Raw genomic sequence first — 25,503 nt, forward strand, 5'->3', positions numbered from 1 at the left:
CTACCACCTATGGCTCCTGTCTATCGGAATCCAAGCACTGATGACAAGCGTCATTAGTGTAAGCTACGTTAAACATCCGGACTGTCTAAAGATATGCAATCTACGCTTGTTTGAAATAGAAGATATTAGTGTTGCCTAGGATCACAAAGAAACGACTTGAAAGCTGATTTGAATTCGCTGACGAATTCATTTGTGATAGTGGATGCCTTAATGTGCGTAGGCAGAATTATGCTCCAGTTGATTGCTATGGGTGGTTCCAACGGACGTATTACCAGTGATGACGAATATCTTTCAGCAGTAAATGGATCTACGATAGATACACCGAAGCCGGCTGATACCATGCCGCAAGCTATCATCGACAGTGGTGTTTCTGCCTTAATACGACGGATGATTCCCCGATCCCTCATAATGCTGTCAACCATAACATGCATTACCGAGGGTTTTATGAGCGATATAAAGTCTTCAGACTCAAAGTCTTGAGGGGTTAAATAATCGCGTTCGGAAAGAGGATGGTTGAAAGGTACGACAGCGACCATTTCACATGGTTGGAGGTCTTCAGTTTTGACCCCAGCCATCTGAGTATTTTCTACAATGCCCACGTCACATTGACCACTCGTGACCCACTCAAGAACAAAATGGGAGTTCATGCCATGCAACGACATATTTAAGTTAGGTCTTACGCTGAGGAATCTAGCGGCAAATGAAGGTAGAAAGCCATTGGCTAGCCCTGGCAGTGCAGCGACCCGTAACGAACCACCTCGTCTTTCCCGCAGATCTCGTGCCACATCGCGTATACGTTCTAAGCCTTGGAATGATCTGTCCACCTCGCGATACAGTGCCATCGCATCACCGGTAGCGATAAGCCGCCCGCCCATGCGCTCGAACAGATTCAACTTCGTTTCATGCTCAAGATCCCTGATAAGCCGGCTGATCGCAGGCTGGGTGATGCCCATTATTCCCGCCGCAGTGGACATGGATCCACCGATGATGATTGCGCGAAAAGCCTCAATTTGACGATGTTTGAGCATCTGTTCTCTCCTAAGGCCATAACATTACGTTATAGAGCAGGCATTATAATGCATTTGACGGGCATCATCATACCGCATTTATTATAGGTCAAGGATGACGGAGTGATGTCACGGAAGCGGCTGGTAGCAGTCCAGGCGGAATGCAGATTTAAAGCAGGAATGTCGTAAATACAAAAAATACAATTTATTCCACAATCGGAATGTTGAGGACGCCTATAATGTTAAAGAAAGCGGTCAACCTCGCCTTGCTTATCGCAGTTACCTCTACAGCAGTATCTGCTGAAGAACTTAGCGGTACTCTCAAGAAAATCAAAGACAGCGGAATCGTTACGATTGGATTTCGCGACTCATCGTTGCCTTTTTCGTATTTGGATGAAAACCAAAAACCTGTTGGTTACGCAGTCGACATTTGCGTTAAGGTCGTCGACGAACTGAAAGAAAAGTTGCAGACTCCGCAGCTTCAAATAAAATTTAATCCTGTTACCTCAGCGTCTCGAATCCCGCTTATTGCAAACGGCACCGTCGATATGGAATGCGGTTCTACTTTCAATACGCTGGAGCGCCAGAATCAGGTTGCCTTTGCGAATACCTATTTCTTGACTGCAAACAGGTTTGTGTCCAAAAAATCTAGCAATCTGAATACCATCGCGGATCTGGCTGGTCAAACAGTGGTCTCTACATCTGGTACTGCGAATATTCAGGAGCTGAGTAGGACGAATGTTTCACGCAACCTTGGTATAAAAATCGTTGCAGCGAATGATCATGCAGAAGCTTTTTTGATGCTTGACACAGGTCGTGCTTCAGCCTTCGTTATGGATGATATTTTGCTGGCATCGCTGGTAGCCGGATCAAGAAAACCTTCTGAATATTCAATATCCTCCGAAGCATTTTCAGCACCTCAACCTTATGCGATCATGATTCGCCGAGGGGATCAGCAGTTCAAAAACTTTGTGAATGAAGCTACAGCAAAGCTTTTCCAAAGCGCCCAGATGCAACAAATTTATAATAAATGGTTCAACGAACCGATTCCCCCACGTGGATTGAATTTGAGTGTTCCGCTTAGCCCGGCACTCGCTAAAGCCTTCAAGACCCCGTCCGATTCTGCCGATTCGGCAACCTACCTGCCATAACACTGTTTGGTCATGACCAAGTTTTAGAAAACTTTTCCTTAAGGAGGATTGGTTTATGAACTATATGTGGAATTGGTCTGTATTTGCTCAAGAGTCGCTTGATGGATCAGGGACTTATCTGAACTTACTCTTGATGGGACTGCGGGTTACGATCACTACGGCTCTCTGCGCCTGGTTCCTTGCGCTCGTGTTAGGGTTGGTCGTAGGTGTCTTGCGAACGCTGCCATCGAAAGCTGGCCAAACTTTTGCCAGTGGCTATGTGGAGTTGTTCCGTAACATCCCCTTTTTGGTGCAAATATTCCTTTGGTACTTTGTCCTGCCCGAGCTCTTACCTCAAGAAATCGGCCGATGGCTAAAGAACCTACCTGACGCTCCATTCTGGACGACTGTATTTGCACTCGGGTTCTATATGTCAGTACGGGTAGCAGAGCAATTGCGGGCTGGCTTGGGCTCTCTGCCGAGAGGTCAGCGATTCGCAGGTACAGCGATAGGGCTGACGACTGCTCAGGTCTATAGGTATGTATTGCTACCGATGGCTTTTCGAATCATCTTGCCGCCGCTGACCTCAGAGTTCCTCAATACCGTCAAAAATACCTCTGTAGCTCTAACTATCGGTCTATTGGAGCTCACTGCTAGAACACGTGCGATGCAGGAATTCACTTTTCAAGTATTCGAAGCGTTCACGCTTGCGACTATCTTGTATTTGATCACCAACGTCTTGGTGGCTCTGGGTATGCGCGCAATTGAAAGAAAACTCGCGATACCAGGTTTTAGTGGGGGAAGATGATAATGTTTCAGAATTTTGATTTTGAAGTCATCACTCGCTCTCTGCCGTACTTGTTCTTAGAGGGCATGCAATTTACATTAATACTCACCATCCTGGCAACGATAGGTGGCTTGGCCTTAGGTACAGTTCTTGCTTTGATGCGCTTAAGCTCTCATCGCTCGCTGTCAACGTTCGCTGGGACTTACGTTAACTTGATGCGCTCGCTTCCGCTCATCCTTGTAATTTTTTGGTTCTATTTTTTAGTGCCATATCTGGGTGCGTGGTTGATCGGTTCGGAGCAGCCAATCGCGGTCGGTGCATTTACTTCCGCTTTAATTACATTCACACTTTTTGAAGCTGCATACTTCTCGGAAATTATGAGGGCGGGTATCCAGTCCGTATCGCGAGGGCAGACAGCTGCTGGGTATGCGGTTGGCTTGAGCTACACACAGGTGATGACCAATGTCGTGTTGCCGCAAGCCTTGAGAAACATGGTGCCGCTGATTCTCACTCAAACGATTGTGCTATTCCAAGATACGTCGCTTGTATATGTTATTTCATTGACTGACTTTCTTGGTGCGGCATCGAAAGTTGCGCAGCGCGATGTTCGTTTGGTAGAAATGTATATCTTCGCTGCCTTGGTCTATTTCTTCATTTCGTATGTGGCCTCACGCTTGGTAAAGCGTCTGGAAGCTCGTACTGCGATTATACGGTGATAAAAATGTCAGTTAACACTAAATTCCAGGTTGTAACCGATATGTCGCAGCAGCAGCCAGTAGGGCCGGCTATGATTGAGATAAATGGCATCAGTAAATGGTATGGCCCAAATTTCAAGGTTTTGTCTGACTGTACAACGAATGTTCGTAAAGGTGAGGTTGTAGTTGTTTGTGGGCCCTCCGGTTCGGGTAAGTCTACCCTTATCAAATGCGTTAACGCGTTAGAGCCAGTTCAGGCTGGAACTATCACCCTTGATGGAATACAAGTTACTGACAGTAAAACAAACCTCACCAAACTCCGCTCGCGTGTGGGAATGGTTTTTCAGCACTTTGAACTCTTTCCTCATCTGCGGATTTCTGAGAACTTGTGTTTGGGGCAAGTTAAGGTGTTGGGACGATCTCGTGACGAGGCGATGGCCAAGGCTCTGAAACTGCTTGAGCGAGTTGGCTTGAAGGATCATGCCAATAAATTCCCTGGTCAGCTCTCCGGTGGTCAGCAGCAGCGAGTGGCGATTGCACGCGCATTAGTGATGGATCCCATCTGCATGCTCTTTGACGAGCCTACCTCAGCACTCGATCCAGAGATGATCAATGAAGTATTGGATGTAATGGTCGAGCTTGCCCAGGAAGGGATGACCATGATGGTCGTAACTCATGAGATGGGATTTGCTAGAAAGGTCGCAGACCGGATCATTTTTATGGACAAGGGACAAATTGTGGAAGATGCTAAAAAAGATGACTTCTTTGGTACCCCTCGAAGCGAGCGGGCCCAGGCATTCCTTTCAAAAATTCTGTCACACTAACCCGGCCCCTGGCTGCGGTAACCTCGACCGCCTTCTTTGAAAGGCGGTCGTTATAACTACTTAACCTATGTTCACCACTCCTAGCTAGTGTGTGAGTCTAGGGCCCTATATGGGCAATAAAATAATTTGCATATTTCAGTCATAACATTTAGTCATCGAGCTGGCTTGAATTGGCATTTGACTACTCCAGCTACATGTCCAAATATTATGACAGGTGGCGCTCGCATCACCACAAGCTTCGATTTTCCCGCATGTGTTCGTTCCACATGCGCGGGAAGGTGCTTAACTACTACTTGGAATAACGATTATGATTACGCGTCGCGAAAAAACACCAATCATGCACCGTTCCGTCGCATTTAACGGCGTGGTTTACTTGGGTGGCGTAATTGCAGATGCCGCAAAAGATCTGGGCATGCGTGAGCAAATGCTTCAGGTGTGCAGCAAGCTGGATAAGATCTTGGCTGCCTCGGGAAGCGATAAAAGCCGTTTGCTCTCTGCCAGTCTATTCATTACAGACATGAATAATAAAGCCGAAATGAACGAGGTTTGGACGTCTTGGCTCAATGCGGAAACCCTACCGGCTCGAGCTACCATCGGCGTGTCTGATTTGGGTGACAATATTCTCGTTGAAGTCGTTGTAACTGCAGCTAAGTGCCAATAATGAATTCCACCCCATTCTAACTGCAGCGCTTCGCACTGCCGTTGAGAGAGCAATCATGAGTTCGACCGATAAGCATGTTGGAGTCATCGGAGCGGGAGTCGTCGGTGTTTGCACTGCGTTGATGCTTCAGCGTCGTGGTTTCAAAGTCACGATAATTGATCCAGATCCGCCAGGTGAAGGCGCGTCGTTCGGTAACGCTGGCTGCTTCAATGGATCATCTGTTGTTCCCATGTCTATGCCCGGGATGATTAAAAATGTCCCAAGCTGGCTCCTAGATCCGATGGGCCCACTTGCCGTTCGTTTCAACTACTTGCCAAATATAACACCTTGGCTTGTCAGATTTCTGCTCGCGGGTAAGCGCGCTAAAGTTTGGGAACAGTCCCAGGCGCTTAGAAGCCTCATCGGTTCTACCGTTCCTTTGATTAAGTCGTTGGCGAAAGAGGCGGGTGCTGAGCATCTTCTGCGACACGAAGGGCACCTCTATGTGTATCGATCCGAATCGGCCTTTGTCAAAGATCGCGGTGGTTGGGAGCTCAGGAACGCCAACGGAATATCAACTCAGACTTTGAGTGCCGAAGAGCTACGTGAGTTTGATCCAAGCATTTCCAGCGCTTATACCAAAGGCGTCCTTATTGCGGAAAACTCGCACACGACAAATCCACATGAGCTAGTAACTTCAATTTTTCGAAAAGTTCTAGAAAATGGCGGTCAATTTCTGTCCGCTCGTGCGACTGGCTTTGCTCTAAACGGGGAACAGTTAATAGGAATTGAAACCACCTCTGGCGTGGTGTCAGTTGACGCTGCGGTAGTCGCAGCCGGTGCACACTCCAAACCGCTCACTGAAATCCTGGGGGATAACATTCCGCTTGATACTGAGCGCGGTTACCATCTTCTCATTCGTGATCCTCTTGTGGTGCCCAAAATACCTACCACGGACGCCGAGGGAAAATTCATTGCTACACCAATGGATACCGGTTTGCGGATCGGGGGAACTGTGGAGTTTGCAGGGCTGCAGGCCCCACCCAATTGGAAGCGTGCGGACGTGCTGTATATGCATGCGCGAAATCTTTTTCCAGGGCTTTCTTCGACTAGACCGGAAAAAAATATTACCAAGTGGATGGGGTTCCGTCCGAGCATCCCCGATTCATTACCGGTAATCGGTCATTCCCGACGTTGCCAAAATGTCATCTATGCGTTTGGCCATGGGCACTTAGGAATGACGGGAGCGCCGATGACAGCGATGTTGGTTTCTGACCTTGTGGCAGGCGAAAAGACAACAATTGATATCTCACCTTTCTCACCTGCTCGCTTCAATCTGTTTGGAAGGATTCAGTCCCACCAAATGTATTGAGTTCCTCGTCTGCTCCGAGTCGGTGAAAGGTTAACTGTTTACGAAACATGAGGCATTCATGACTGATATTACAATTGTTAATACGAATAGCGCGCCTCAGCCTTTGGGGCATTACAGTCAGGCGGTCAAGGGTGGGGGGTTAATTCATATATCTGGCCAACTCCCCATAAAAGTTGATGCCCAAGGTATCTATGAAGCAGCTCCTTTTGCGGAGCAGGTTGACCAAGTACTGGGCAATCTTCTTGCGATTCTAAATGCGGCAGGTGCTAGCCCAGATAATGTGCTGAAGGTAACGGCTTATATTGTTGGGGTGGATCAGTGGGGTGTTTTCAACGCTGCATTTTCGAGAGCGTTTGGAAGCGCGAAACCTGCCCGCTCTGTAGTGCCCGTTCCAGAATTACACCATGGCTTCCTCATCGAACTGGACGCCGTTGCAATTGATCCGTCAAACCATATTTACAAATAGTCAAAAGCGGTGGAAGAGATGATTATTCCGACGATTCAAGACATGCTTGAAGCACGGGAACGGATCGCCCCGTATGTGCATAAGACTCCAGTTCTCACATCACGCTTTATCAACGATCTGGTAGGCGCAGAGCTGTTTTTTAAGTGCGAGAATTTGCAAAAAGCGGGAGCCTTCAAAGCTCGCGGTGCCTCGAATGCAGTCTTTGGGCTCTCCGATGAACAAGCAGCTAAAGGCGTGGCTACCCATTCTAGCGGCAACCACGGAACTTGCCTGTCTTATGCCGCAGGCCAGCGCGGGATTCCCTGTACTGTGGTAATGCCCCATACGGCACCCCAAGCCAAGAAGGATGCAGTCAAAGGTTATGGCGGTGTTGTTGTGGAATGCGAGCCCTCCACATCCTCGCGTGAGGCGGTTTTCGCTCAAGTGGTCGAGGAAAGTGGCGCGGAATTCGTGCATCCTTACAACGACTGGCGGGTGATAGCTGGACAAGCAACTTGTTCTGCAGAATTAATCGAGCAGGTTGAGAGGCTCGATTCGGTAATTGCCCCAATCGGCGGCGGCGGTATGGTCTCAGGTACATGTCTTACGCTTTCTCATCTCGCTCCCCAGATTAAAGTATACGCAGCTGAACCTTTGAATGCAGATGATGCAGCCCGTAGCTTTCGAGCAGGTAAGATTATCGCAGACGATGCACCTGTCACTGTTGCAGACGGTCTCAAAGTGCCATTGAAAGAACTTACATGGCATTTCGTTAGTAACCATGTTGTTGACATTCTCACAGCTACTGAACAAGAAATCATTGATGCAATGAAGCTTATTTGGAAGCGAATGAAAATCGTAGTGGAACCAAGCAGCGCTGTACCTTTAGCTGTCATCTTGAAAAATAAAGAAATTTTTGCTGGCCAACGAGTTGGAATCATCGTTACCGGTGGGAATGTTGATCTCGATAAGCTGCCTTGGAATTGAGGAGAAAATATTATGAATGCCCCTGCAAACATGAATGAGTTGCAAGTTGGTTACGATGTTCCTGCTCTTCCAGGGATGGATGAAAGTGAAATTCAGACACCGTGTCTGATCCTGGATCTGGACGCGCTTGAACGCAACATAAAAAAAATGGGTGATTACGCTAAAGCGCATGGTATGCGTCACCGCGCCCATGGCAAAATGCATAAATCTGTCGACGTACTTCGATTGCAGATCGAGCTTGGCGGCGCTGTTGGCGTTTGCTGCCAAAAAGTATCAGAAGCGGAGGTTTTTGCGCGTGGTGGCATTGTTGATATTTTGGTCACCAACGAAGTTCGGGATCCGCTGAAAATTGACCGCCTGGCCCGACTGCCAAAATTCGGATCTACCGTAACTGTCTGCGTAGACGACATCGATAACGTCGCTGACTTGTCTGCCGCTGCAAAAAAATATGGAACCCACCTTGGTGTTTTGGTTGAAATCGACTGCGGTGCTGGCCGTTGCGGTGTCACTACCTCCAGCGCGGTCGTAGAGATCGCCAAGGCAGTTGCTCGTGCCGAAAATCTTGAGTTCAAGGGCATCCAGGCATACCAGGGCGCAATGCAGCATATGGACAATTACGAGGATCGCAAAGCGAAACTCGCTGCTGCTATTGCGCAGGTGACTGAAGCGGTTGACGCACTGAAAGCCGAAGGTCTCAATCCTGAATTGGTATCCGGCGGGGGTACCGGTTCCTATTATTTTGAAAGTGAATCTGGAGTTTACAATGAGCTTCAGTGCGGTAGCTACGCTTTCATGGACGCGGATTATGGACGGATTCGTGACATCGAAGGTAAGCGTATCGACCAAGGTGAGTGGGAAAATGCGCTGTTCATTCTGACCAGCGTCATGTCCCATGCCAAACCCCATCTCGCAGTTGTGGACGCCGGACTCAAGGCGCAGTCTGTTGATAGTGGGCTTCCTTTTGTGCACGGTCGCGATGACGTAAAATACATTAAGTGCAGTGACGAGCACGGTGTTGTAGAAGACCCAGATCAAGTCCTACAGGTAAACGATAAGCTGAAACTGGTGAGCGGTCATTGCGATCCAACCTGCAACGTCCACGATTGGTATGTTGGGGTGCGAAACGGTAAGGTCGAGTCTCTATGGCCCGTCTCGGCTCGTGGGAAAGCCTTTTAAATGTAAGCCTCGGTGTGTTTGAAAAATTGGGTATGATTCGCCGTTTTTCCAGTATTGGTCTAGCTGCAATCAAGATTGCCCGCGAGCCCACCTAAATGGTGGGCTTTTTTACGACCCGTTCTGACATTCGGTCTGAGACCAGTCGCTGAGCCGTGAGGCCGATGACCTGCAGGTCGCCTACCTATTGGCGAATGCCTGCAACCTGGCGCAACGGTGTCCAGTGTCGCTATCAGCCACGGCATCAATGCCACCGTCATCCGCAAATGGCTGCCGCCCTATCGAGATCAGCCCGCAGCGGCTTCGCTGCCGGCATTCGTCCCGCTAAAAGCCGCGCCTAAGGTTGTACACGAGAGGCCATAACTGAGGTGCTTAGATTTCGACCTCCACCGAGGTACCGTCGCTATACCACCTTGAATTGTCGAATGCCGCTTCGCTCCAAACTCGAATACATGTGGAGGTTCAGTTAATGTCATCCTTGGGGAAAAACCTACTCCTGACTTGCTGAATTCCGCAGCAGCCGACTTCTTGGCAAAGCGGTTCCCTGCTCCGTCGGACTAACCAGTATTGAAAAGTTATACAAGAAAATTTTTTTGTATCGAAAATCGCGCCGATTGTCTGATACCCATATCTCTACCGCCTTAGTAATTGAACTGCCTCCTCGCTTTGGTAAGGTGAGGATTCCGTATAAGACTAAAGTCGAAGGAGAGCGGCATGCGTATTCGCGGTGAGGTTTTTTGGCAGTGGGCTGATCCAGTGCTTCATCATCGGACTCATGACGAGGAGCTTGATGACGGCACCACCATCGACGTCCAAGTGAGGCTCTCGCGGACAGGCCAAACGCAGATGTTTATCGGTGTGTATGCCGGTAGCGGCATGGCGATTCACGAAGAAACCTTCGACTCCCGACCAGGCGAGTCGATGACCCGAGCTTTGGCATGGGGCGTCGGAAGAGCGAGACGTTTCGCTACGAAGCAGCGATCTCCTGTGGCGCAGGTAGCTTAGAATCAGTCGCTAACCATTCAGCTGGTCGTACTATACGCATAGTACGGCCACCTCATTTGGGAATTGAGGTGCAGCTACAAGCTCGGCGCATCCTCACCGGCGAGCAATGCCCTGTTCGCCAATTTCGTCAGTCCAATCCACTGCTCTACACTGATCAGGCGTGATCGCTCCAACCGTTCAGCGTCCTGCCAACCTCATGGTGTCTGTCCTCACACAGAGTGCCATGCTGAAGAAAGCGATTTCGCCATACCAGCATTGCCTCAGAGCCTTCATTGCTCATCGATCAATTCCTGCATGACACGTTTCCGCTAGGATGGCGAAAATGCGGCGAGAGATTACCGGAATCAACGATCGACTACACATAGAATGCCGATGATTGGTATGCCAAATCGCTAGGCCTGACGGTATTACTCAGCGAGGAATGTGATCACTCTACCCCGTTCGCTGCAGAGCTCCTCTGAGGCTTCTAGCGTGCCACTTCAACGTTCTAGGCGGTGGTACGAAATCTTGGCTCAGCGCTCACTTTCCCTCCATCACCTGGTGATACTTTGGCTCGAAAGCTCAACGGCTAAGCGCTACGCTTATTCACTACTCAAAAATGCCCATGCTCACGGAGCGGAGGTTCGACTGCATGCGGTTGTCCACTTTCATCACTCAACACATGGAAGAAATTTTGCAGTCTTGGGAGGATTTCGCCCGCACGGTTGATCTTCCGAGAGAAGACCTGAATGCCACCGGTTTGAGAAATCACGCGTCCCATATTCTCTCGACCGTTGCCCGAGATATGCAGACCAAACAGACCCTGCAACAGGAAATCGACAAGTCCCAGGGACTTGCGCCATCCCTCGAAGGGGAAAGTGCCGCTGAGACCCACGCGGTCATGCGCTTGATAGATGGCTTCAGCCTGGATCAGATGGTCTCCGAGTATCGGGCACTTCGATCAAGCGTCCTGCGGCTGTGGCTTTCCCATCTACCCAGGCGACCTCGTGATAGTCGACCGCTCCATTGAGGCTGAGCCTGGCCACATTGTGATCGCCGCTGTGAACTGCGAGCCGCTGTGCAAGCGTCTTGCTCGGGACGGTAGCCAGGTGGTGCTCAAATCCGAGAACGCGCGCTACCCATCTCGGTACCTTCTCGAAGGGGAAGAACTGCAGGTCTGGGGTGTGGTTACCTACAGCGTGCGAAGCCATGACAAAGCCTGAGCGGGTTTTCGCCCTCATCGACTGCAACAGCTTCTATGCGAGCTGTGAACGGGTGTTCCGCCTTGACCTTCGCACCAAGCCCGTCGTGGTGCTCAGCAACAATGATCTGAGGGGTGGAAACCGTTAGTAAATCCTGTAGAGTCCGCGCCACCTTCTGAACTGCTCTGGGACAGCCGTTTCCAGCTTCACGAGGAAATCCATCAGCACTGGCTTAAGGCAGCGGTATGAGGCTTGTATTCGCAACAAAAGACCTAACCCTGGCAGGCAGATCCTTCGAAGGCTTTCCGTTGCTGATTGGGTCTGAGGGATGGCCAGTCGAGCCAGCGCAAACCTTTCTTTGGCAAGCACTCATTGAGTCAGGGGAGTCTTTGAGCGATTTGACGTGGGAAGCCTACGGACGCCGTCTATACGATTACTTCGCCTTCCTTGAGGCCAATGGCTTGGCCTGGAACGAGGAAAGCCCGGCCCACGGTCTCAGCGTTCTCTCCAGGTACAGGGATTGGTCTAGCGGAGAATTATCTCTTGATCCTGGCACGGTGAATAATCGCCTGGCTCTTGTCGTGAGGTTCTACCGATGGGCCAAACAGCGCGGCCTTATCACCATTCTTCCCTTTGGAGAGAAAAGGGTGAGAGCGGCTTCTCACCAGGGACTCCTTACGCACGTTGCGAGGCCTGGAGCCGAGAACACCAAAGCGTCGGTGATGGTGCGTGACCGTAAGCGACCGACAAAATTTTTGGTTCTTCACGGAATCTTGGGAAAGACAGAAACAAGAACGCCGGTTTGATGGATGATGTTCGTGCGAGCAAACACATCTACAAACCGGCGTTCTTGTGCACGATATTAATACGTTTCTGCCCTTTTGGGAGGGCTTTTCTGTCGCCTCAATCCGTCCCGACGGCAATGATCTAGTGATCGACCTGATTCCGCAGCCTACCAGGTTCCCCACCTGTAGCAGCTGCCATCACCCCAGCACCACCATCCACGAATACTGCCAGCGCTCGATCCGTGACCTGCCCATTCTAGGCCGCTCGGTGCGGTTGAGTGTGGAGCTGCGGCGCGTCGGCTGCAGCGCATGCGGCAAGCGAATGGAATCCGTCACATGGCTTGACCGCTATTCGCGGATGACCAAGCGCTTGGCCGAAGCCGTCATCCAGGCTTGCCAACGACTGCCCACCCTGCACGTCGCCGAGCTGTTTGGATTGCATTGGGACAGCGTGCGTTTGCTGGAGCGACGGGCGTTACAAGCCGCGCTGGAGAAGCTACCGAAGGCCCGACCCAGGCGCTTGGTGATGGACGAGTTTGCGCTTTTCAAAGGGCACCGCTACGCCAGTGTGGTGCTGGATGCTGATACCCGCCGGGTGCTGTGGATTGGCGAAGGGCGTAGCCGAGCTGCTGTCAAACCCTTCTTTGAAGAACTTGGGCCGGAGAGCTGTGCGCAGATCGAAGCAGTGGCAATGGACATGAACACCGCATTTGACCTGGAGGTGCGCCAACACTGCCCTCAGGCAAGAGTGGTCTATGACCTATTTCATGTGGTCGCCAAGTATGGACGAGAGGTGATTGACCGGGTACGGGTCGATGAAGCCAACCGCCTGCGGCATGACAAACCCGCTCGCAAGGTGATTAAGCAGGCGCGGTGGCTACTGCTGCGTAATCCAGAGAATTTGAAGCGCGAGGATCAACAGGTACATCTGCAGGATCTGCTGGCGGCTAACCAATCGCTGATGACGGTTTACCTGATGAAGGCGGAGCTTAAAGCATTGTGGTCACCCACTACCGCCTGGGGCTGGAGATCAGCCTGGAAGCAGTGGTTACGCCTGGCCAATGAAAGCGAAGTACCCGCGCTAAAGCAGTTCGCTAAACGACTGAAGAGCTACTGGCGCGGCATCCTGAGCAGGGTGCGATGGCCGATGCATACGGGGCAATTGGAAGGCATCAACAACCGGATCAAGGTGATCAAGCGGATGGCTTACGGCTACCGGGACAGCGAATTCTTTTTCATGAAGATCAAGAATGACTTTCCCGGCAATCCGTGAAGAACCAAATTTTTGACCAAAGATCAGGTCAAGGTATGCCTTGCAGCGGATACTGATCCTAGGCTCTGTACGTAAAGTATTGTCGCAAGCACCGCATAGCGCAGGCCAATGAGACCATCGCCGCAAAACTTGTTGCGAGCTTGTCGAAGCGCGTCACGATGCGACGGTTCTCCTTCAGCCAGCCAAACATGCGTTCGATGATGTTGCGCTGCCGATATTTGGGGCGATCAAAAAGTCGAGGCAATCCTGGCTTGGTTTTGCGCTTCATGCTTCGCAACGGAATGACTGGCTGCATGCGATAACGATCACAATACTGGCGCAGCGCTTCAGCGTCGTAACCCTTGTCAGCCAGCAACCAGCGGCAACGCTTGCGTGGGCGACCGCGCAGGCTGGGTATGCAAGCCTGATCGAGTAGCGGTTGGGCATAGGCTATATCGCTGGCTTGTCCGCCTGACAACAGGAAACGCAGAGGCACACCATTGGCGTCGCACAGCATGTGAATCTTGGTCGTCAGGCCACCCCGGCTGCGCCCGAGCGCGTGGTCTTGCGGTTCTTCAAATCCCCTTTTTTCCCGGCACCTGATGAGGCCCGGGTTGCTCGTACGGCAGTGGAGTCGATCATCCATGTTTCCAAGTCAATCAAACCCTGCTCATTCAATCGGATATGAAGACGCTTGAGCATCTGATCAAAAGCTCCGCAATCACGCCATCCCCGGAACCGTTGATAGATCGTTGACCAAGGGCCGAATCGTTCGGGCATGTCTCGCCAGGCTGCGCCAGAGCAAAGCACCCAGAGAATACCGTTTAGCATCAGGCGATCATCGGCCCGAGGGCGCCCGGTGCGCTGATTTTTGGTGAAGATATCTGCAACCAGATCCCAGGCTGCGTCGGGGAGTTCATACCGCTTTGCCATCTTGGCCTCCTGGCTTTAATGGCGGTGTATTTTACAGAAAATCGTATTTCTTGGGTTTACGTACAGAGCCTAGGCCAATATTACAGTTGTGTCAGGTTGCGATATTTCTCTTGAGGAACACGCTATTTAATCCGTAAGGTCTCGATCTTCCAACGTTACACCGCTATTAACTGAGTATCAGTTGAGGCGCTTAACATTGTAAGTGTCCGTTAGCTTTCAAGGTGCAGATGTTTTTTTAGTTTCTGCACTGGAACTGCATATGTGAGCCTGGATGCACCGCGTCAACACTTAAGTGTTCGATGCTCATGAAAAATAGCAACGCTACTGAGGGTGATTGAGTGTGAGTATTAATTTTGAGAAAGCGCTTGGCTCCGCAGAAAGAGCGTTAATTTTTCGTAGCCAAAGAGCTGAAATCTTGAGTAACAATATCGCAAACGCTGATACGCCGAACTTCAAGGCCCGAGATTTAGATTTTTCTACTGTGCTTTTGCAAAGCCAGACAAAAGAAACTCCTGCTACTCCGATTTCTTTGAAAACAACAAATGTAAAACACATTACCGGAAAAGAATCAGTAAATGATATTTACGGAGGTGCTTTGCTTTACAGCACACCAGCTCAACCTGCCATTGATCAAAATACTGTCGATCAGCAGGTCGAGATCGCAAAGTACACAGAAAATGGAATACGTTTCGACGCCGCTTTTACTAGGTTGAATGGAGCATTCAAAGGTTTGCTAAAAGCTCTCCGAGGTGATTAGTAGCGCAAGGGCTTGCGAGCGATAATTGTGGCCGACGTGGCTGCTTCGGTACTCCCTGAGGGTTAACCAAGGGGAGCCCCTGTATAAGGGGCTCTGACCATGGAAAGGTGCCAGCATTCAAGCGCTGATCTGGGAAGGAAAACCTAACGCCTCGACAGCTTTACGAATCTGCTCTGGGCTTTCGCTGCTTTCAACACTCACCTTACCGGCTGACCGATCCACGGAAACAGTAGCTTCGTTGTCCAGTGACTGAATCGCTTTGGTGATTTTGCTGACGCAACTGCCGCAACCAATGCCTGATACATCTAAGACGAACATGGTTATTCCTCTCGTGCTGAGCGGTCTCTTTTCACCGCACCCACAGCATCAACGTTGACACGACGGCAAGGTCAACAGTTATGTGTTCCGGGTTGTGAGCGTCATTGATGGGTAGTTGCGCAGACTTAACCACCCGTTTGCATTTGACCTGACCAACCATTTGCAGCGTATTCGACCAGTACGCTTCTTTTGGCCATGGCCAGCAGAGAACGGCCAGAGGCGGACATTCCAGCTCCTCTCGCTCCTCGCTCGCACTTGAAGCCTCTTTCCTGCCAGGGACTGTAGATGCTCTCTCCGCTCTCTGATCTTGCATAGGTATAGGGGGTATGCCTATCATGCGCAATACATAGGTAGGGGGGGGTATCCAATGGGCCATATTGCAGCAAACAAAGAAAATCTTCTCAAACGCGTAAAACGCATAGCCGGACAAATCCAAGCCGTTGAACGGGCATTGGAATCGGATCTCGATTGCGCAAAAACACTACACCTTGTTGCTGCCACTCGCGGAGCAATCAACGGCTTAATGGAGGAAATCATCGAGGACCACGCGCGGGAGCATGTCGCGAACCCTGCGCTCAGCGAAGAAGAGCGTAACAAGGGCGTCGAAGAGCTTCTTGAAGCCATTCGCCGTTACGCCAAGTGAACGCATCTAGGTACACACTCATGAGCAGCACCAACATCAATCACACACACGACCACGTGTTCCTTGGCTCAGCGCACGACGAAAATGCCAAGCGTACGCTTTGGGTTGTGGCACTGACGGTGGTGATGATGGTTGGCGAGATCACCGCCGGCTATATTACGGGTTCGATGGCGTTACTGGCCGATGGCTTCCACATGGCAACCCATGCCGGCGCATTGGGCATCGCGGCGGCCGCTTACGGATACGCAAAACGCCATGCTTCCAGCCAGCGCTACAGTTTCGGTACCGGAAAGGTTGGAGACTTGGGCGGATTCGCCTCGGCACTGATTCTCGGTATGGTCTCCCTGGGAATTGGCATTGAGTCTGTCATGCGCCTCTTGCAGCCAACGGAAGTTCAGTTCGGCACCGCTACGCTCATCGCGATTGCCGGTTTGATCGTCAACATTGTCAGTGCCTTGCTGCTGGGCCACGGGCACAGTCATGGGCACGATCACGATCACGATCACGATCACGGCCATGCCCATCACGGGAACGACAACAACCTGAAATCGGCCTACGTCCACGTCATCGCAGACGCGCTGACTTCGGTTCTGGCCATTGCTGCACTGCTCGCCGGCCGGTATCTCGGCTGGGTTTGGCTAGACCCGGTCATGGGCATTGTCGGCGCCATTGTTATCGCGCGCTGGGCATGGACCTTGATGGGGGCCACCGCAGGAGTACTGCTGGATCAGACAGACGCACACGTTGCCGAGGAAATCCGCGAACTGGTTGAGAAACCGGGGGATGCCACTATCACGGACTTGCACGTCTGGCGGATTGGACCGCAAGCCCATGCGGCCATCGTCAGCGTCCTTGGTGAGGCCACTGCGAACGCCGATAGAATTCGTGAACGTCTCAAGCCGGTCCACGAAATCAGCCATCTGACGGTCGAGTTTCGACCTGTCTGATTCAGCGCCTCCCCACCAATGTCTCCAAAGGAACCCGCAATGCCTCCAGGGAAACGTGAACTGGCACGAATCGAACGTCGGTTGATGACCACGCTCACCGAAGCGTGCGAAACAGCAAAAGGTGAAATCGAAGGCTTTACCTGGCTCACCCACATAGCTGACCTGAACGCATTGGCTGAAACCCTGAAGGTAATCTGGGTGTTCGAAACCCAAGCTGACAGAAAGCGCGCCCTGGTTAACGCTAAGGCGCGCATCTTTGAGTTGACGGCCCTAGCGTTGAATGAGGCCAACATCGAGCTGATCCCTTCAGACCTTAACGTCCGCTTCGACTCTGAGGGGGAGTGTCAGCGAACTCACGGAGGTGACTGGAACACCCGCCTGACTCAATCACGTGTTTCCAAAGGTGGCTGACAATGGCTAAAGAAATCGAGAATCCCTGCATCTCAGTTTGCCAACTCAGTGGTGATCTGTGTGTGAGCTGTGGGCGAAGCAAGGAAGACATCAGAAAATGGAAACGCATGAAGCGGCCTGAAAAAATGGCCGCTGTGCAAAGGGCGAATGTGCGCTTGAAGGGACTGAAGAAAGCACATGGGTAGTCACTTGCCCAGGTTTACCGCTTTGGGTCGTTATGAGCCCCTCAGCTTTGATGTCTGGTTGGTCAAATTCTCAATCGCTGATCAGTCAAATGCGAATGACTGGTCAGGTCGTATGCAAACGCATGGCAACTGCGCTGCAATTTTGAAGCTCAGTCAATTCGGGTATTCCTCAGTCTCAATGCATTGAAAACTACAGATGCAGAACTGACGCTCATGGCTATGGCAGCGATCATTGGCGACAGGAGATGTCCCGTCAGTGGATAGAGCAAGCCTGCGGCAAGAGGAATGCCCATTGAGTTGTAAAGAAAGGCGAAACCCAAATTTTGCCGCATGTTTTTTACTGTTGCGACCGAAAGAGCCCGTGCTCGTACAATCCCCATCAGGTCGCCTTTTACCAGCGTGAGTTGCGCGCTATTCATCGCCACGTCAGTCCCTGTCCCCATGGCTATGCCCACATCTGCTCGCGCCAGGGCCGGTGCATCGTTGATACCGTCACCAGCCATGGCAACCTTCCTGCCATATTGCTGGAGGTCTGCGACCAGACGTTCCTTGTCCTGAGGTTTCACTTCACCGTGGACTTCTTCAATCCCCATCTCCCTGGCGACAGCCCGAGCGGTGGTGAGCCCGTCGCCAGTAGCCATGATAATTTTGATGTCATCAGCCTTGAGCTTGGTGACTGCTTCTTTGGAGGTCGGCTTAATTGGATCTGATACTGCCAACAACCCTGCCAATACCCCGTCGACTGCGAGGTAGATGATGCTGATGCCATCAAGTCGCAACAACTCTGCACGCTCTTGTAGGGGCTTAGTGCTCACGCCTGCGGCTTCCATCAACGCGGTGTTCCCCAGCTGGATCTTCTTGCCATCAACGATGCCACTGACCCCGATACCTGAACCAGACTCAAAGGATTCTGGCTTGGTGAGCTTAATGTTCTCGGTTCGGGCGTGATCGACGATTGCATGAGCCAAGGGATGTTCGCTGCCCTGATCAAGGCTGGCAGCCAAATGAAGAACATCGCGGGGATTGAAACTGGGAGTGGCCTCCACACTGTGAAACACTGGCCGTCCCTCTGTCAGGGTGCCTGTCTTATCGACAATCAGCGTGTCGATCTTGCAAAGGTTTTCGATGGCACTGGCATCCCTGAACAGCACGCCCATGCTGGCTGCTTTACCTGTCGAAACCATGATCGACATGGGCGTAGCAAGACCCAGCGCACAGGGGCAAGCGATGATCAGCACGGCGACAGCGTTGATCAGACCAAACACCCAACTGGGCTCAGGGCCAAAAAGCCCCCAACCGACAAATGTCAGTATCGCAATCGCGATAACACCCATCACAAAGTAGCCGGCAATCGAGTCGGCCATTCGTTGCATTGGTGCTTTGGAGCGCTGAGCCCGAGCGACCATCTGTACGATCTGTGACAGCATGGTCTCGGCGCCGACTTTCTGCGCCTCCATTACCAAGCTCCCATGTGTATTCAGCGTGGCGCCGATCAGGCTATCTCCAGCTCTCTTCATTACTGGCACTGGCTCGCCAGTGAGCATGGACTCATCCACCGCACTTTCACCCTCCAGTACTGAGCCATCAACGGGCACCTTTTCACCTGGTCTGACCCGCAAGTGGTCTCCTAGGTGAACATGGGTGAGAGGAATGTCTTCCTCTTGGCCATCGGCATTGATCCGGCGTGCGGTTTTGGGTGATAGACCGAGAAGGGACTTAATGGCGGCGGAAGTTTGCGATCGGGCTTTGAGCTCAAGAATCTGCCCAAGCAAGGTGAGCGAGATGATAACCGCGGCGGCTTCGAAGTAGACGCCGATACGTCCATCTTGCATAAAGGTAGCGGGAAAGCTTTGGGGTAAGAACGTAGCCATGACGCTGTAAAGGTAGGCTGCGGCGGTACCCAAACCAATCAAAGTCCACATGTTTGGACTGCGATTTCTAATAGAGGCTATGCCCCTTACAAAAAAGGGCCAACCTGCCCATAAAGTCACCGGTGTCGCCAGAGCGAACTCGATCCAGTTTTGGGTCGAGCCATGGAGGAGTTGTAGCGAGTGTCCCGCCATGGCGAGCACGGTCACTATCACGGTTAATGGCAGCGACCACCAAAAGCGGCGGGCGAATTCCCGGAGTTCGGGATTTTCTTCTTCATCAAGCGCGGGCATGACCGGCTCTAATGTCATGCCACATTTAGGGCAGTTGCCGGGTCCGGACTGGCGTATTTCCGGGTGCATCGGACAGGTAAACTCAGTGCTTGTTTGTACCGCAGACTCTGGAGTGGTGACGCGGGATTCGGCGCTCGAAACATTACCGCTGAAGCGTTCAGGATCAGCTCGAAACTTCTCCTGGCATTTCAGGCTACAGAATTGATACGTCTGTCCCTGATAAGCCTCACCAAATTTACTTGATGAAGTGACTGCCATTCCGCACACCGGGTCACGTAGATCATCGTCATTGAGCGGAGCAGCATGGGCGTGACTGTGGTCGTGGTGGCTCGATATGTTAGGCATGGCTATTTCCCTTCTTTGTCCTTGTGGGTTGCTGCCTGATCGCCATGGCTATGTCCGCCATGTCCATGTCCAAAAAAATGCATCAATGGACAGATCAACAGAATCAGATAAGGCCAAAATGGATAAACGTGGCTGAAATGCTCCCGCAACACGTAGAAGGCACCAATCGCAATGAGCATGATTAGTACAACGCCTGTTTTGCGCCTCCAAAATGGTGCGGTGGTGTTTCCATCCGGATGTTGATGTTTATTCATGATCTAAACTCCACTGTGTAAGTGTTGCTGTGATCTCTGCGACAGAGCGTAGCCAACTCGTGCGTCGAAGCGGTGTAGCAGCCAGATCCGGATTACTTCAGGTCAAACGGACCAACCATCCCTGACTGATAATGCCCTGGCACGTTGCAGGCAAACTGAAGGCCTGTGCTGTTGTTGAAGGTCCAGATCAGCTCTTGGGTTGCGCCAGGCTCAATCAGGACGCTGTTCGGGTCGTTGTGCTCCATTCCGACCATCTTCATCCCACCCATGCTGTGGCCCATACCGCTCATCGTTTTCCCGGTACCGGTGGGGTTAAGCGTCCCGTTCTGGAACATGCTTGCCATTTCTTTTTGGTGTGCTGCATGAGCAGCGGCTTTTCCGATGTTGAACTCGTGCAGCAGCGAACCCTTATTGCGGAGAACAAATCGAATAGTTTCACCAGGCTTTACGTCGATGCTTTCAGGTTTGAAGAAAATATCGCCCATTTCGACCTCCACCGTACGGGTAACCTCAGAGGCGACGCCAGGCTGGCCGATGTCCTCTTTCCCATGCCCTGCGCTGGCCATAGCCGTAGCACCGAAGAGTAGAGTGATTGCTGCGATGACAGGGGTAACGAGCTTAGCTTTCATAGTGACCTCGAGAGTAAGAGTGGGAACACTGGCTATGCTAAAGACACGGAGCTGCCAGTTAACTGACCTGAACACTACATCTCTGTCAGTTTTCAAAAAAACACGGCGTCCAAAGACGCCGTAGTCAACTGAACTGTTCAAAAAGCCCTTTGGAAGCCGGTTTTCACTGATGATTCTCTGAAAGCATCAGCTTGTGCTCACGTTGCATTTGGCTCAAAACGTCGTCGACAATTTTGTCGTGCTTTTCCATCCAGGCCAGGTGCTGTTGGGGTGACATTGAGGCGTCTGGATGATCTTTATGGAGTTGGCTCATGATGTCGCCGAGCATCTTCATATGCTCGGCCATGTGGACATGACGCTGTCCTTCAGGGGCTTTTTCAGCTTGGATCAGTACGGCTTCAGCCCTGTCGCGTAGGCCTTCCATACGCTCTATCACCCGGTCTCCGCCACTTTCAGCCCATACAGAAGCTGAGACGAGTATTGAGCTCACAAAAAACAGCATTTTCAGGCGATTCATGGGGCAACTCCTTATGGAATTGTTTTCCGGCTCCCAAACGTTTCATGCTGAAGAGTCGGTTTGAGCACCAGGAAGTACTCATGCTTGAACCCTAGACAGCGCTTGCTGACATCTACCTGAAGCCAATATTACTTTTCTGTCAGTTGCTGGTTGGCTGGCGTGTTTCGTTGCAGACTGCGCTTCATCATTATCCGAGAGCCACCCTCATGAGACTTCTGGTTGCTGAAGACGAACCCAAAATAGGTATCTATTTGGAGCAAGGACTCACGGAGGCGGGGTTCAATGTGGATCGCTTTACCAATGGCAAAGTGGCGCTACAGCACGCTTTGAGCGAGGCCTATGACCTGCTGATTTTAGACGTCATGATGCCCGGGCTGGATGGCTGGGAAGTACTTCAGAAGGTTCGTGCATCCGGAAAAGATGTTCCCGTGCTCTTCCTCACGGCGCGGGACCGCGTTGAGGATCGAGTGAAAGGACTTGAACTCGGGGCAGATGATTACCTGATCAAACCCTTCGCATTTTCTGAACTGTTGGCTCGCGTCAGAACATTGCTGCGTCGGGGTAACGGCGCTCCCTCGCAAACCTATATGAAATTGGCTGATCTGGAGGTGGACCTGCTCAAGCGTCGGGCCATTCGTGGAGGTAAGCGCATAGACCTTACGGCCAAAGAGTTTGCGTTGCTTGAGCTGTTGCTACGACGTCGAGGGGAGGTGCTGCCAAAGTCACTTATCGCCTCCCAGGTTTGGGATATGAACTTCGACAGCGATACCAATGTTATCGAGGTTGCAGTGAGAAGGTTGAGAGCCAAGATAGATGACGACTTTGAGGTCAAGTTGATTCATACCTCAAGGGGAATGGGTTACATGCTCGACGCACCTGATTCGGAGTCGGAATGAACCGGATGTCCCTGACGACTCGCATGAGTCTGATGTTCATGCTCGCGGTAACGGCCGTTCTCACCGTTGCCGGACTCAGTTTCAATAACCTCAGCCGGCATCACTTCAAGATGCTGGATCAGCAGGCGCTGAACGAAAAACTCCATTCGACTCAAAGAATTCTAACGGGGTTGAACAGCATTGATCAATTCAGTGATGTTAAGCCTGAGCTGGAGGCGCTGCTTGGCGCTCACCGTGATTTGACTGCCCTGATAATCGATGGCGGCGGCAAAATACTGTTTGCTGATCCCGGCCCCGTCGATGTTCCGGAGGAATTCCGCACAATCCCAAACAACAACGTCTGGGAGTGGCGAGATCAAGAGCAGATGTTCCGTGGCGTGACAGCACAAGCCGTTGTGACGGGGCAAGACAAGCCATTGACTGTCATGTTGATCTTTGACGTTACTCAGCACATGTCCTTTTTCGAGACGCTAGAGCGATGGTTTTGGATAGGGCTGGTGATCAGCGCGCTGGTCAGTGCGGCGCTGGGCTGGATGGTTGCAAGCAGTGGCCTGCGGCCTATTCGCCAAGTCACTCAGGTCGCGGCCTCAATGTCAGCTAAATCACTCAAAGAACGAATTCCATTAGCACCGGTTCCCAAAGAACTTCAGCAAATGGTGCTGTCATTCAACGCAATGTTATCTAGGTTGGACGATGCGTTTGTTCGCTTATCGAATTTCTCTGCGGACATTGCTCACGAGTTGCGGACCCCCGTCAGCAACTTGATGACCCACACGGAAGTGGTGCTTTCTAGAAAAAGGAATATCGAGGACTACGAAGACAATCTGTACTCAAATCTTGATGATTTGAAGCGTATGGGGCGAATGATTGATGACATGCTTTTTCTGGCGAAGTCTGACAATGGTCTGATCACGCACGAGAACAAACCGATAGACCTGGTGGAAGTCGTAGAGAAATTGCTCGAATACTACCGCCTGTTGGCTGATGAGCGAGGTATTGAGCTCACGGTTTCAGGAAGGGGCAGTGTTCGAGGCGATGTTCTTATGCTCCACAGAGCCATTTCTAATCTGCTCTCAAATGCGCTGCGCTACACCTATGAAGGGAAGTCCATCAGTGTCGATATTCAGCAGAAGGAGATGTCGGTATTGGTCGTTGTGGAGAACCATGGAGAGCCCATTGCTCCCGAACACCTTGAAAAGCTGTTCGATCGCTTTTACCGCGTGGACCCAGCTCGGCGAGAAGGCAGTCCAAGCAACGCGGGGCTAGGTCTGTCGATTACACGATCAATAATTGAAGCGCATGATGGCAAGATATGGTGTACGTCCTTTAGTGGAAAAACGGCCTTCCATCTAGAGTTTCCTAGTGTTGACTTGAAGGTCAGCTGATCAACGGCGCATTTGTGATCAACGGCGATCTCTCAGCCTGCGCCCAGCGTCCACTTTCGTTATTTTTGAATGAGTGAAAACCCTGGTATCGCGGGCACGCGGTCTCGTCTTTAAATCCCGCTACGCCCGCCAATTCGAGGCCAAACACCGCCTCAAGCTGACTGAAATGTAATCGAACAGTTTGCGTTCGTGTGGCATCGTGTTCTTGCACTGTGACGTTGGGGCCTAGTGAGTTTTTCGTGTTCAACCGGCCCTAGAACACGGAGGCTACTAGCTAATCATCAGTGGTTTTAACAAGAACCGAAAAGTAAAAACTAGATATTCCCAAACAAACCTCGAATCAACAGCTCTTGCTGTGAGGAGTCTTGCATGTCATTCCTTAAAACTACGACCGTGGCTGTTGCACTTACCGCTGGTTTGCTTCTGAGTGCAGTTGCTCAAGCACATCCAAAGCTCCTTTCTTCCACTCCGGCAGAGGGTTCGGATGCGGCGGCCCCTTCGAAAATTGAACTGCACTTTTCTGAGAATCTCACCACTCAGTTTTCCGGTGCAAAACTGATCATGACCGATATGCCTGGCATGCCAAACTCCCCAATGGGTGTTAAGGCCGCCGTCGCTGGTGGCGGTGATCCGAAAACGATGGTGATTACACCGGCAGCACCTCTGACCACCGGTACCTACAAAGTTGAATGGCGTGCTGTCTCCTCGGACACTCACCCGATCACCGGCAACTTCTCATTTAAAGTGAAATGATTTATGAGCGACTCAATAAATATTGTGGTTCGCTTTGCTCTCTATTTCGACCTGATGTTGTTATTCGGATTGGCAATTTTCGGCTTATACAGCCTCAGGGGAAAGGAAAGAGTATCGGGCACGGTCTTGAATTTTGAGTCGCTTCTTTACGGTACTTCTGTTGCAGGTGTAGCCCTATCCCTTGTCGCCATGTTGTTGCTTGCGAAAGCAATGAGCGGTGTGTCGGAGCTTATGGAGCTACATCACCATATTTTTGAAATGGTCCTCATGGGGACCGACGTCGGGTTGACTTGGATGGTCCGAATAGCTGCCTTGGTGATGGCAATTATTGGCGTCGCGTTGAACAAGCGATTTCCGACACCCAGTCTCTGGATCGTCACCGTATGCGGAGCGATTGCGTTGGCGACGTTGGCTTGGACAGGGCACGGTGCCATGGATGAAGGCAGCCGACGCTACTGGCATTTCATCACCGATATATTCCATCTTTTAGCCGCAGGTGGCTGGTTGGGTGCTCTATTGGCTTTCGCTCTACTGCTGAGGTTGAAATCGCTAAAGGGCGAACAAGAAGCTCGAATTCTTGCACGGGTGCTGACTGGTTTTGAATCGGCCGGCGCTGTGATCGTAGTGATCATAAGCATCACAGGCGTAGTGAATTATCTGTTTGTCGTTGGTCCAAATCTCGATGAAGTGATGCTCAGTACGTACGGTGTACTGCTATTTTTGAAGGTCCTGCTCTTTGCCGGGATGATCGTGTTAGCCACGCTGAACCGCTTTCACCTAAGTCCGGTATTGGAGCGGTCAGTTCGAAATGGAGAGTACTCTGCCGCGGTCAATGCCTTGCGCCGCAGCATGACACTCGAGTTTTTAATGGCAGTCATCATAATTTGCCTTGTCGCATGGTTAGGCACTTTAAGTCCGGAAATGGAAATGAGCGCGGAATAGATGTACCTGACTTCGGAGAGGCGACGAGCTTCTTGGAAACCTGCATCTCACCTGACCCGAACGCGAACCTCGACTAATCACAGCGGAGGGCTGATCACCGTATGTTTGACAACTTTTTGTGATTAACGTCTCAAACAGCAAAA

General features: G+C 51.3%; 27 protein-coding genes and 4 pseudogenes. 24 read left to right on the forward strand and 7 right to left on the reverse strand.

What is annotated here, in order from left to right; all coding sequences use genetic code 11:
- Window positions 1-125 precede the first annotated feature (125 nt).
- The gene (locus tag ACX3YD_RS33110) at window positions 126-1,028 is read right to left on the reverse strand and encodes a LysR substrate-binding domain-containing protein (RefSeq protein ID WP_326427897.1); all 903 of its coding nucleotides are present in this window, start codon (window positions 1,026-1,028) and stop codon (window positions 126-128) included.
- A 218-nt stretch (window positions 1,029-1,246) separates the two neighbouring features.
- Here ACX3YD_RS33110 and ACX3YD_RS33115 point away from each other — a divergent pair, with 218 nt between their 5' ends.
- The 15 genes and pseudogenes from ACX3YD_RS33115 (at window position 1,247) to ACX3YD_RS33185 (ending at window position 13,304) form a co-directional block, all read left to right on the forward strand.
- Window positions 1,247-2,158, forward strand: coding sequence for an amino acid ABC transporter substrate-binding protein (locus tag ACX3YD_RS33115; protein ID WP_279158017.1), 912 nt, complete (start codon window positions 1,247-1,249; stop codon window positions 2,156-2,158).
- Window positions 2,159-2,213: 55 nt separating this feature from the next.
- Window positions 2,214-2,945: an amino acid ABC transporter permease gene (locus ACX3YD_RS33120; protein WP_279158016.1), complete on the forward strand. Its 732-nt coding sequence runs from the start codon at window positions 2,214-2,216 to the stop codon at window positions 2,943-2,945.
- A gap of 2 nt (window positions 2,946-2,947) precedes the next feature.
- Window positions 2,948-3,640 carry an amino acid ABC transporter permease gene (locus ACX3YD_RS33125; protein WP_326427898.1) on the forward strand — a complete coding sequence of 231 codons (693 nt, stop codon included), beginning with the start codon at window positions 2,948-2,950 and terminating at the stop codon, window positions 3,638-3,640.
- Between the two features lie 71 nt (window positions 3,641-3,711).
- Window positions 3,712-4,443, forward strand: a complete 732-nt coding sequence (locus tag ACX3YD_RS33130) for an amino acid ABC transporter ATP-binding protein (protein ID WP_279158040.1) — start codon at window positions 3,712-3,714, stop codon at window positions 4,441-4,443.
- Window positions 4,444-4,750: 307 nt separating this feature from the next.
- Window positions 4,751-5,104, forward strand: coding sequence for a RidA family protein (locus ACX3YD_RS33135; RefSeq protein WP_279158014.1), 354 nt, complete (start codon window positions 4,751-4,753; stop codon window positions 5,102-5,104).
- Between the two features lie 55 nt (window positions 5,105-5,159).
- Complete coding sequence (locus ACX3YD_RS33140) at window positions 5,160-6,455, forward strand: NAD(P)/FAD-dependent oxidoreductase (protein WP_104882138.1); 1,296 nt, start codon at window positions 5,160-5,162, stop codon at window positions 6,453-6,455.
- A 58-nt stretch (window positions 6,456-6,513) separates the two neighbouring features.
- Complete coding sequence (locus tag ACX3YD_RS33145) at window positions 6,514-6,921, forward strand: RidA family protein (RefSeq protein WP_218277891.1); 408 nt, start codon at window positions 6,514-6,516, stop codon at window positions 6,919-6,921.
- Between the two features lie 18 nt (window positions 6,922-6,939).
- Window positions 6,940-7,887, forward strand: coding sequence for a beta-hydroxyaspartate dehydratase BhcB (gene bhcB, locus ACX3YD_RS33150; protein ID WP_279158013.1), 948 nt, complete (start codon window positions 6,940-6,942; stop codon window positions 7,885-7,887).
- Between the two features lie 12 nt (window positions 7,888-7,899).
- The gene (gene bhcC / locus ACX3YD_RS33155) at window positions 7,900-9,063 is read left to right on the forward strand and encodes a 3-hydroxy-D-aspartate aldolase BhcC (RefSeq protein WP_279158012.1); all 1,164 of its coding nucleotides are present in this window, start codon (window positions 7,900-7,902) and stop codon (window positions 9,061-9,063) included.
- Window positions 9,064-9,774: 711 nt separating this feature from the next.
- Complete coding sequence (locus ACX3YD_RS33160) at window positions 9,775-10,065, forward strand: hypothetical protein (protein ID WP_279158011.1); 291 nt, start codon at window positions 9,775-9,777, stop codon at window positions 10,063-10,065.
- Window positions 10,066-10,696: 631 nt separating this feature from the next.
- Complete coding sequence (locus ACX3YD_RS33165) at window positions 10,697-11,074, forward strand: RsbRD N-terminal domain-containing protein (protein WP_432780041.1); 378 nt, start codon at window positions 10,697-10,699, stop codon at window positions 11,072-11,074.
- Window positions 11,025-11,267: pseudogene (locus tag ACX3YD_RS33170) on the forward strand (LexA family protein); the annotation flags it as partial. The gene ACX3YD_RS33165 and the pseudogene ACX3YD_RS33170, both read left to right, overlap by 50 nt.
- Window positions 11,254-11,373 (forward strand): annotated as a pseudogene (locus ACX3YD_RS33175) (Y-family DNA polymerase); the annotation flags it as partial. The pseudogenes ACX3YD_RS33170 and ACX3YD_RS33175, both read left to right, overlap by 14 nt.
- Window positions 11,374-11,491: 118 nt before the next feature.
- Window positions 11,492-12,004: pseudogene (locus ACX3YD_RS33180) on the forward strand (site-specific integrase); the annotation flags it as partial.
- 94 nt (window positions 12,005-12,098) lie between these two features.
- Window positions 12,099-13,304 (forward strand): ISL3 family transposase, encoded by a 1,206-nt coding sequence (locus ACX3YD_RS33185; protein ID WP_458962166.1) that lies wholly within the window; start codon window positions 12,099-12,101, stop codon window positions 13,302-13,304.
- 58 nt (window positions 13,305-13,362) lie between these two features.
- On the opposite strand, the pseudogene ACX3YD_RS33190 reads toward ACX3YD_RS33185, so the two are convergent.
- Window positions 13,363-14,216: pseudogene (locus ACX3YD_RS33190) on the reverse strand (IS5 family transposase).
- 340 nt (window positions 14,217-14,556) lie between these two features.
- On the opposite strand from ACX3YD_RS33190, the gene flgB reads away from it, so the two are divergent.
- Window positions 14,557-14,973, forward strand: a complete 417-nt coding sequence (gene flgB, locus ACX3YD_RS33195; RefSeq protein ID WP_077750531.1) for a flagellar basal body rod protein FlgB — start codon at window positions 14,557-14,559, stop codon at window positions 14,971-14,973.
- Between the two features lie 117 nt (window positions 14,974-15,090).
- Here flgB and ACX3YD_RS33200 read toward each other — a convergent pair whose 3' ends face one another.
- The gene (locus tag ACX3YD_RS33200; RefSeq protein WP_019821359.1) at window positions 15,091-15,291 is read right to left on the reverse strand and encodes a heavy-metal-associated domain-containing protein; all 201 of its coding nucleotides are present in this window, start codon (window positions 15,289-15,291) and stop codon (window positions 15,091-15,093) included.
- A 367-nt stretch (window positions 15,292-15,658) separates the two neighbouring features.
- Here ACX3YD_RS33200 and ACX3YD_RS33205 point away from each other — a divergent pair, with 367 nt between their 5' ends.
- From ACX3YD_RS33205 to ACX3YD_RS33220, 4 genes are read left to right on the forward strand one after another with little or no spacing between them, the layout of a single operon-like run.
- Window positions 15,659-15,934 carry a metal/formaldehyde-sensitive transcriptional repressor gene (locus tag ACX3YD_RS33205; RefSeq protein ID WP_050683285.1) on the forward strand — a complete coding sequence of 92 codons (276 nt, stop codon included), beginning with the start codon at window positions 15,659-15,661 and terminating at the stop codon, window positions 15,932-15,934.
- Between the two features lie 20 nt (window positions 15,935-15,954).
- On the forward strand, window positions 15,955-16,881 hold the full coding sequence (dmeF, locus tag ACX3YD_RS33210) for a CDF family Co(II)/Ni(II) efflux transporter DmeF (protein WP_090401465.1): 927 nt from the start codon (window positions 15,955-15,957) through the stop codon (window positions 16,879-16,881).
- A 39-nt stretch (window positions 16,882-16,920) separates the two neighbouring features.
- Window positions 16,921-17,292, forward strand: coding sequence for a hypothetical protein (locus ACX3YD_RS33215; protein WP_090401464.1), 372 nt, complete (start codon window positions 16,921-16,923; stop codon window positions 17,290-17,292).
- Window positions 17,293-17,294: 2 nt separating this feature from the next.
- Window positions 17,295-17,477, forward strand: a complete 183-nt coding sequence (locus ACX3YD_RS33220; RefSeq protein WP_050683282.1) for a DUF1289 domain-containing protein — start codon at window positions 17,295-17,297, stop codon at window positions 17,475-17,477.
- A 149-nt stretch (window positions 17,478-17,626) separates the two neighbouring features.
- On the opposite strand, the gene ACX3YD_RS33225 is transcribed toward ACX3YD_RS33220, so the two are convergent.
- The 4 genes from ACX3YD_RS33225 to ACX3YD_RS33240 all read right to left on the reverse strand — a co-directional run bounded on the left by ACX3YD_RS33225 (window position 17,627) and on the right by ACX3YD_RS33240 (window position 21,384).
- The gene (locus ACX3YD_RS33225; RefSeq protein ID WP_090401463.1) at window positions 17,627-19,984 is read right to left on the reverse strand and encodes a heavy metal translocating P-type ATPase; all 2,358 of its coding nucleotides are present in this window, start codon (window positions 19,982-19,984) and stop codon (window positions 17,627-17,629) included.
- A gap of 2 nt (window positions 19,985-19,986) precedes the next feature.
- On the reverse strand, window positions 19,987-20,238 hold the full coding sequence (locus ACX3YD_RS33230) for a DUF2933 domain-containing protein (RefSeq protein ID WP_090401462.1): 252 nt from the start codon (window positions 20,236-20,238) through the stop codon (window positions 19,987-19,989).
- Window positions 20,239-20,330: 92 nt separating this feature from the next.
- Complete coding sequence (locus ACX3YD_RS33235; RefSeq protein WP_090401461.1) at window positions 20,331-20,867, reverse strand: cupredoxin domain-containing protein; 537 nt, start codon at window positions 20,865-20,867, stop codon at window positions 20,331-20,333.
- A gap of 163 nt (window positions 20,868-21,030) precedes the next feature.
- On the reverse strand, window positions 21,031-21,384 hold the full coding sequence (locus ACX3YD_RS33240) for a co-regulatory protein PtrA N-terminal domain-containing protein (protein WP_024078227.1): 354 nt from the start codon (window positions 21,382-21,384) through the stop codon (window positions 21,031-21,033).
- Between the two features lie 206 nt (window positions 21,385-21,590).
- Here ACX3YD_RS33240 and ACX3YD_RS33245 point away from each other — a divergent pair, with 206 nt between their 5' ends.
- From ACX3YD_RS33245 to copD, 4 genes are all read left to right on the forward strand, one after another.
- A complete protein-coding gene (locus ACX3YD_RS33245; RefSeq protein WP_020795035.1) occupies window positions 21,591-22,280 on the forward strand; it encodes a heavy metal response regulator transcription factor in 690 nt (229 codons plus the stop codon).
- Complete coding sequence (locus tag ACX3YD_RS33250; RefSeq protein WP_077750542.1) at window positions 22,277-23,665, forward strand: heavy metal sensor histidine kinase; 1,389 nt, start codon at window positions 22,277-22,279, stop codon at window positions 23,663-23,665. The genes ACX3YD_RS33245 and ACX3YD_RS33250 overlap by 4 nt, the downstream gene beginning before the upstream one ends.
- 369 nt (window positions 23,666-24,034) lie before the next feature.
- Window positions 24,035-24,418 carry a copper homeostasis periplasmic binding protein CopC gene (gene copC / locus ACX3YD_RS33255; RefSeq protein WP_017737057.1) on the forward strand — a complete coding sequence of 128 codons (384 nt, stop codon included), beginning with the start codon at window positions 24,035-24,037 and terminating at the stop codon, window positions 24,416-24,418.
- 3 nt (window positions 24,419-24,421) lie between these two features.
- The gene (gene copD, locus ACX3YD_RS33260) at window positions 24,422-25,360 is read left to right on the forward strand and encodes a copper homeostasis membrane protein CopD (protein WP_090401459.1); all 939 of its coding nucleotides are present in this window, start codon (window positions 24,422-24,424) and stop codon (window positions 25,358-25,360) included.
- Window positions 25,361-25,503 lie beyond the last annotated feature (143 nt).

The organism is Pseudomonas fluorescens group sp. PF-1 (assembly GCF_054481335.1).

Excerpts from the sequence above, each read along its gene's own strand:
- ACX3YD_RS33110 (WP_326427897.1), bottom strand. The coding sequence starts at position 1,028 with ATGCTCAAACATCGTCAAATTGAGGCTTTTCGCGCAATCATCATCGGT.
- ACX3YD_RS33115 (WP_279158017.1), top strand. The coding sequence starts at position 1,247 with ATGTTAAAGAAAGCGGTCAACCTCGCCTTGCTTATCGCAGTTACCTCT.
- ACX3YD_RS33120 (WP_279158016.1), top strand. The coding sequence starts at position 2,214 with ATGAACTATATGTGGAATTGGTCTGTATTTGCTCAAGAGTCGCTTGAT.
- ACX3YD_RS33125 (WP_326427898.1), top strand. The coding sequence starts at position 2,948 with ATGTTTCAGAATTTTGATTTTGAAGTCATCACTCGCTCTCTGCCGTAC.
- ACX3YD_RS33130 (WP_279158040.1), top strand. The coding sequence starts at position 3,712 with ATGATTGAGATAAATGGCATCAGTAAATGGTATGGCCCAAATTTCAAG.
- ACX3YD_RS33135 (WP_279158014.1), top strand. The coding sequence starts at position 4,751 with ATGATTACGCGTCGCGAAAAAACACCAATCATGCACCGTTCCGTCGCA.
- ACX3YD_RS33140 (WP_104882138.1), top strand. The coding sequence starts at position 5,160 with ATGAGTTCGACCGATAAGCATGTTGGAGTCATCGGAGCGGGAGTCGTC.
- ACX3YD_RS33145 (WP_218277891.1), top strand. The coding sequence starts at position 6,514 with ATGACTGATATTACAATTGTTAATACGAATAGCGCGCCTCAGCCTTTG.
- bhcB (WP_279158013.1), top strand. The coding sequence starts at position 6,940 with ATGATTATTCCGACGATTCAAGACATGCTTGAAGCACGGGAACGGATC.
- bhcC (WP_279158012.1), top strand. The coding sequence starts at position 7,900 with ATGAATGCCCCTGCAAACATGAATGAGTTGCAAGTTGGTTACGATGTT.
- ACX3YD_RS33160 (WP_279158011.1), top strand. The coding sequence starts at position 9,775 with ATGCGTATTCGCGGTGAGGTTTTTTGGCAGTGGGCTGATCCAGTGCTT.
- ACX3YD_RS33165 (WP_432780041.1), top strand. The coding sequence starts at position 10,697 with ATGCGGTTGTCCACTTTCATCACTCAACACATGGAAGAAATTTTGCAG.
- ACX3YD_RS33200 (WP_019821359.1), bottom strand. The coding sequence starts at position 15,291 with ATGTTCGTCTTAGATGTATCAGGCATTGGTTGCGGCAGTTGCGTCAGC.
- ACX3YD_RS33205 (WP_050683285.1), top strand. The coding sequence starts at position 15,659 with ATGGGCCATATTGCAGCAAACAAAGAAAATCTTCTCAAACGCGTAAAA.
- dmeF (WP_090401465.1), top strand. The coding sequence starts at position 15,955 with ATGAGCAGCACCAACATCAATCACACACACGACCACGTGTTCCTTGGC.
- ACX3YD_RS33215 (WP_090401464.1), top strand. The coding sequence starts at position 16,921 with ATGCCTCCAGGGAAACGTGAACTGGCACGAATCGAACGTCGGTTGATG.
- ACX3YD_RS33220 (WP_050683282.1), top strand. The coding sequence starts at position 17,295 with ATGGCTAAAGAAATCGAGAATCCCTGCATCTCAGTTTGCCAACTCAGT.
- ACX3YD_RS33225 (WP_090401463.1), bottom strand. The coding sequence starts at position 19,984 with ATGCCTAACATATCGAGCCACCACGACCACAGTCACGCCCATGCTGCT.
- ACX3YD_RS33230 (WP_090401462.1), bottom strand. The coding sequence starts at position 20,238 with ATGAATAAACATCAACATCCGGATGGAAACACCACCGCACCATTTTGG.
- ACX3YD_RS33235 (WP_090401461.1), bottom strand. The coding sequence starts at position 20,867 with ATGAAAGCTAAGCTCGTTACCCCTGTCATCGCAGCAATCACTCTACTC.
- ACX3YD_RS33240 (WP_024078227.1), bottom strand. The coding sequence starts at position 21,384 with ATGAATCGCCTGAAAATGCTGTTTTTTGTGAGCTCAATACTCGTCTCA.
- ACX3YD_RS33245 (WP_020795035.1), top strand. The coding sequence starts at position 21,591 with ATGAGACTTCTGGTTGCTGAAGACGAACCCAAAATAGGTATCTATTTG.
- ACX3YD_RS33250 (WP_077750542.1), top strand. The coding sequence starts at position 22,277 with ATGAACCGGATGTCCCTGACGACTCGCATGAGTCTGATGTTCATGCTC.
- copC (WP_017737057.1), top strand. The coding sequence starts at position 24,035 with ATGTCATTCCTTAAAACTACGACCGTGGCTGTTGCACTTACCGCTGGT.
- copD (WP_090401459.1), top strand. The coding sequence starts at position 24,422 with ATGAGCGACTCAATAAATATTGTGGTTCGCTTTGCTCTCTATTTCGAC.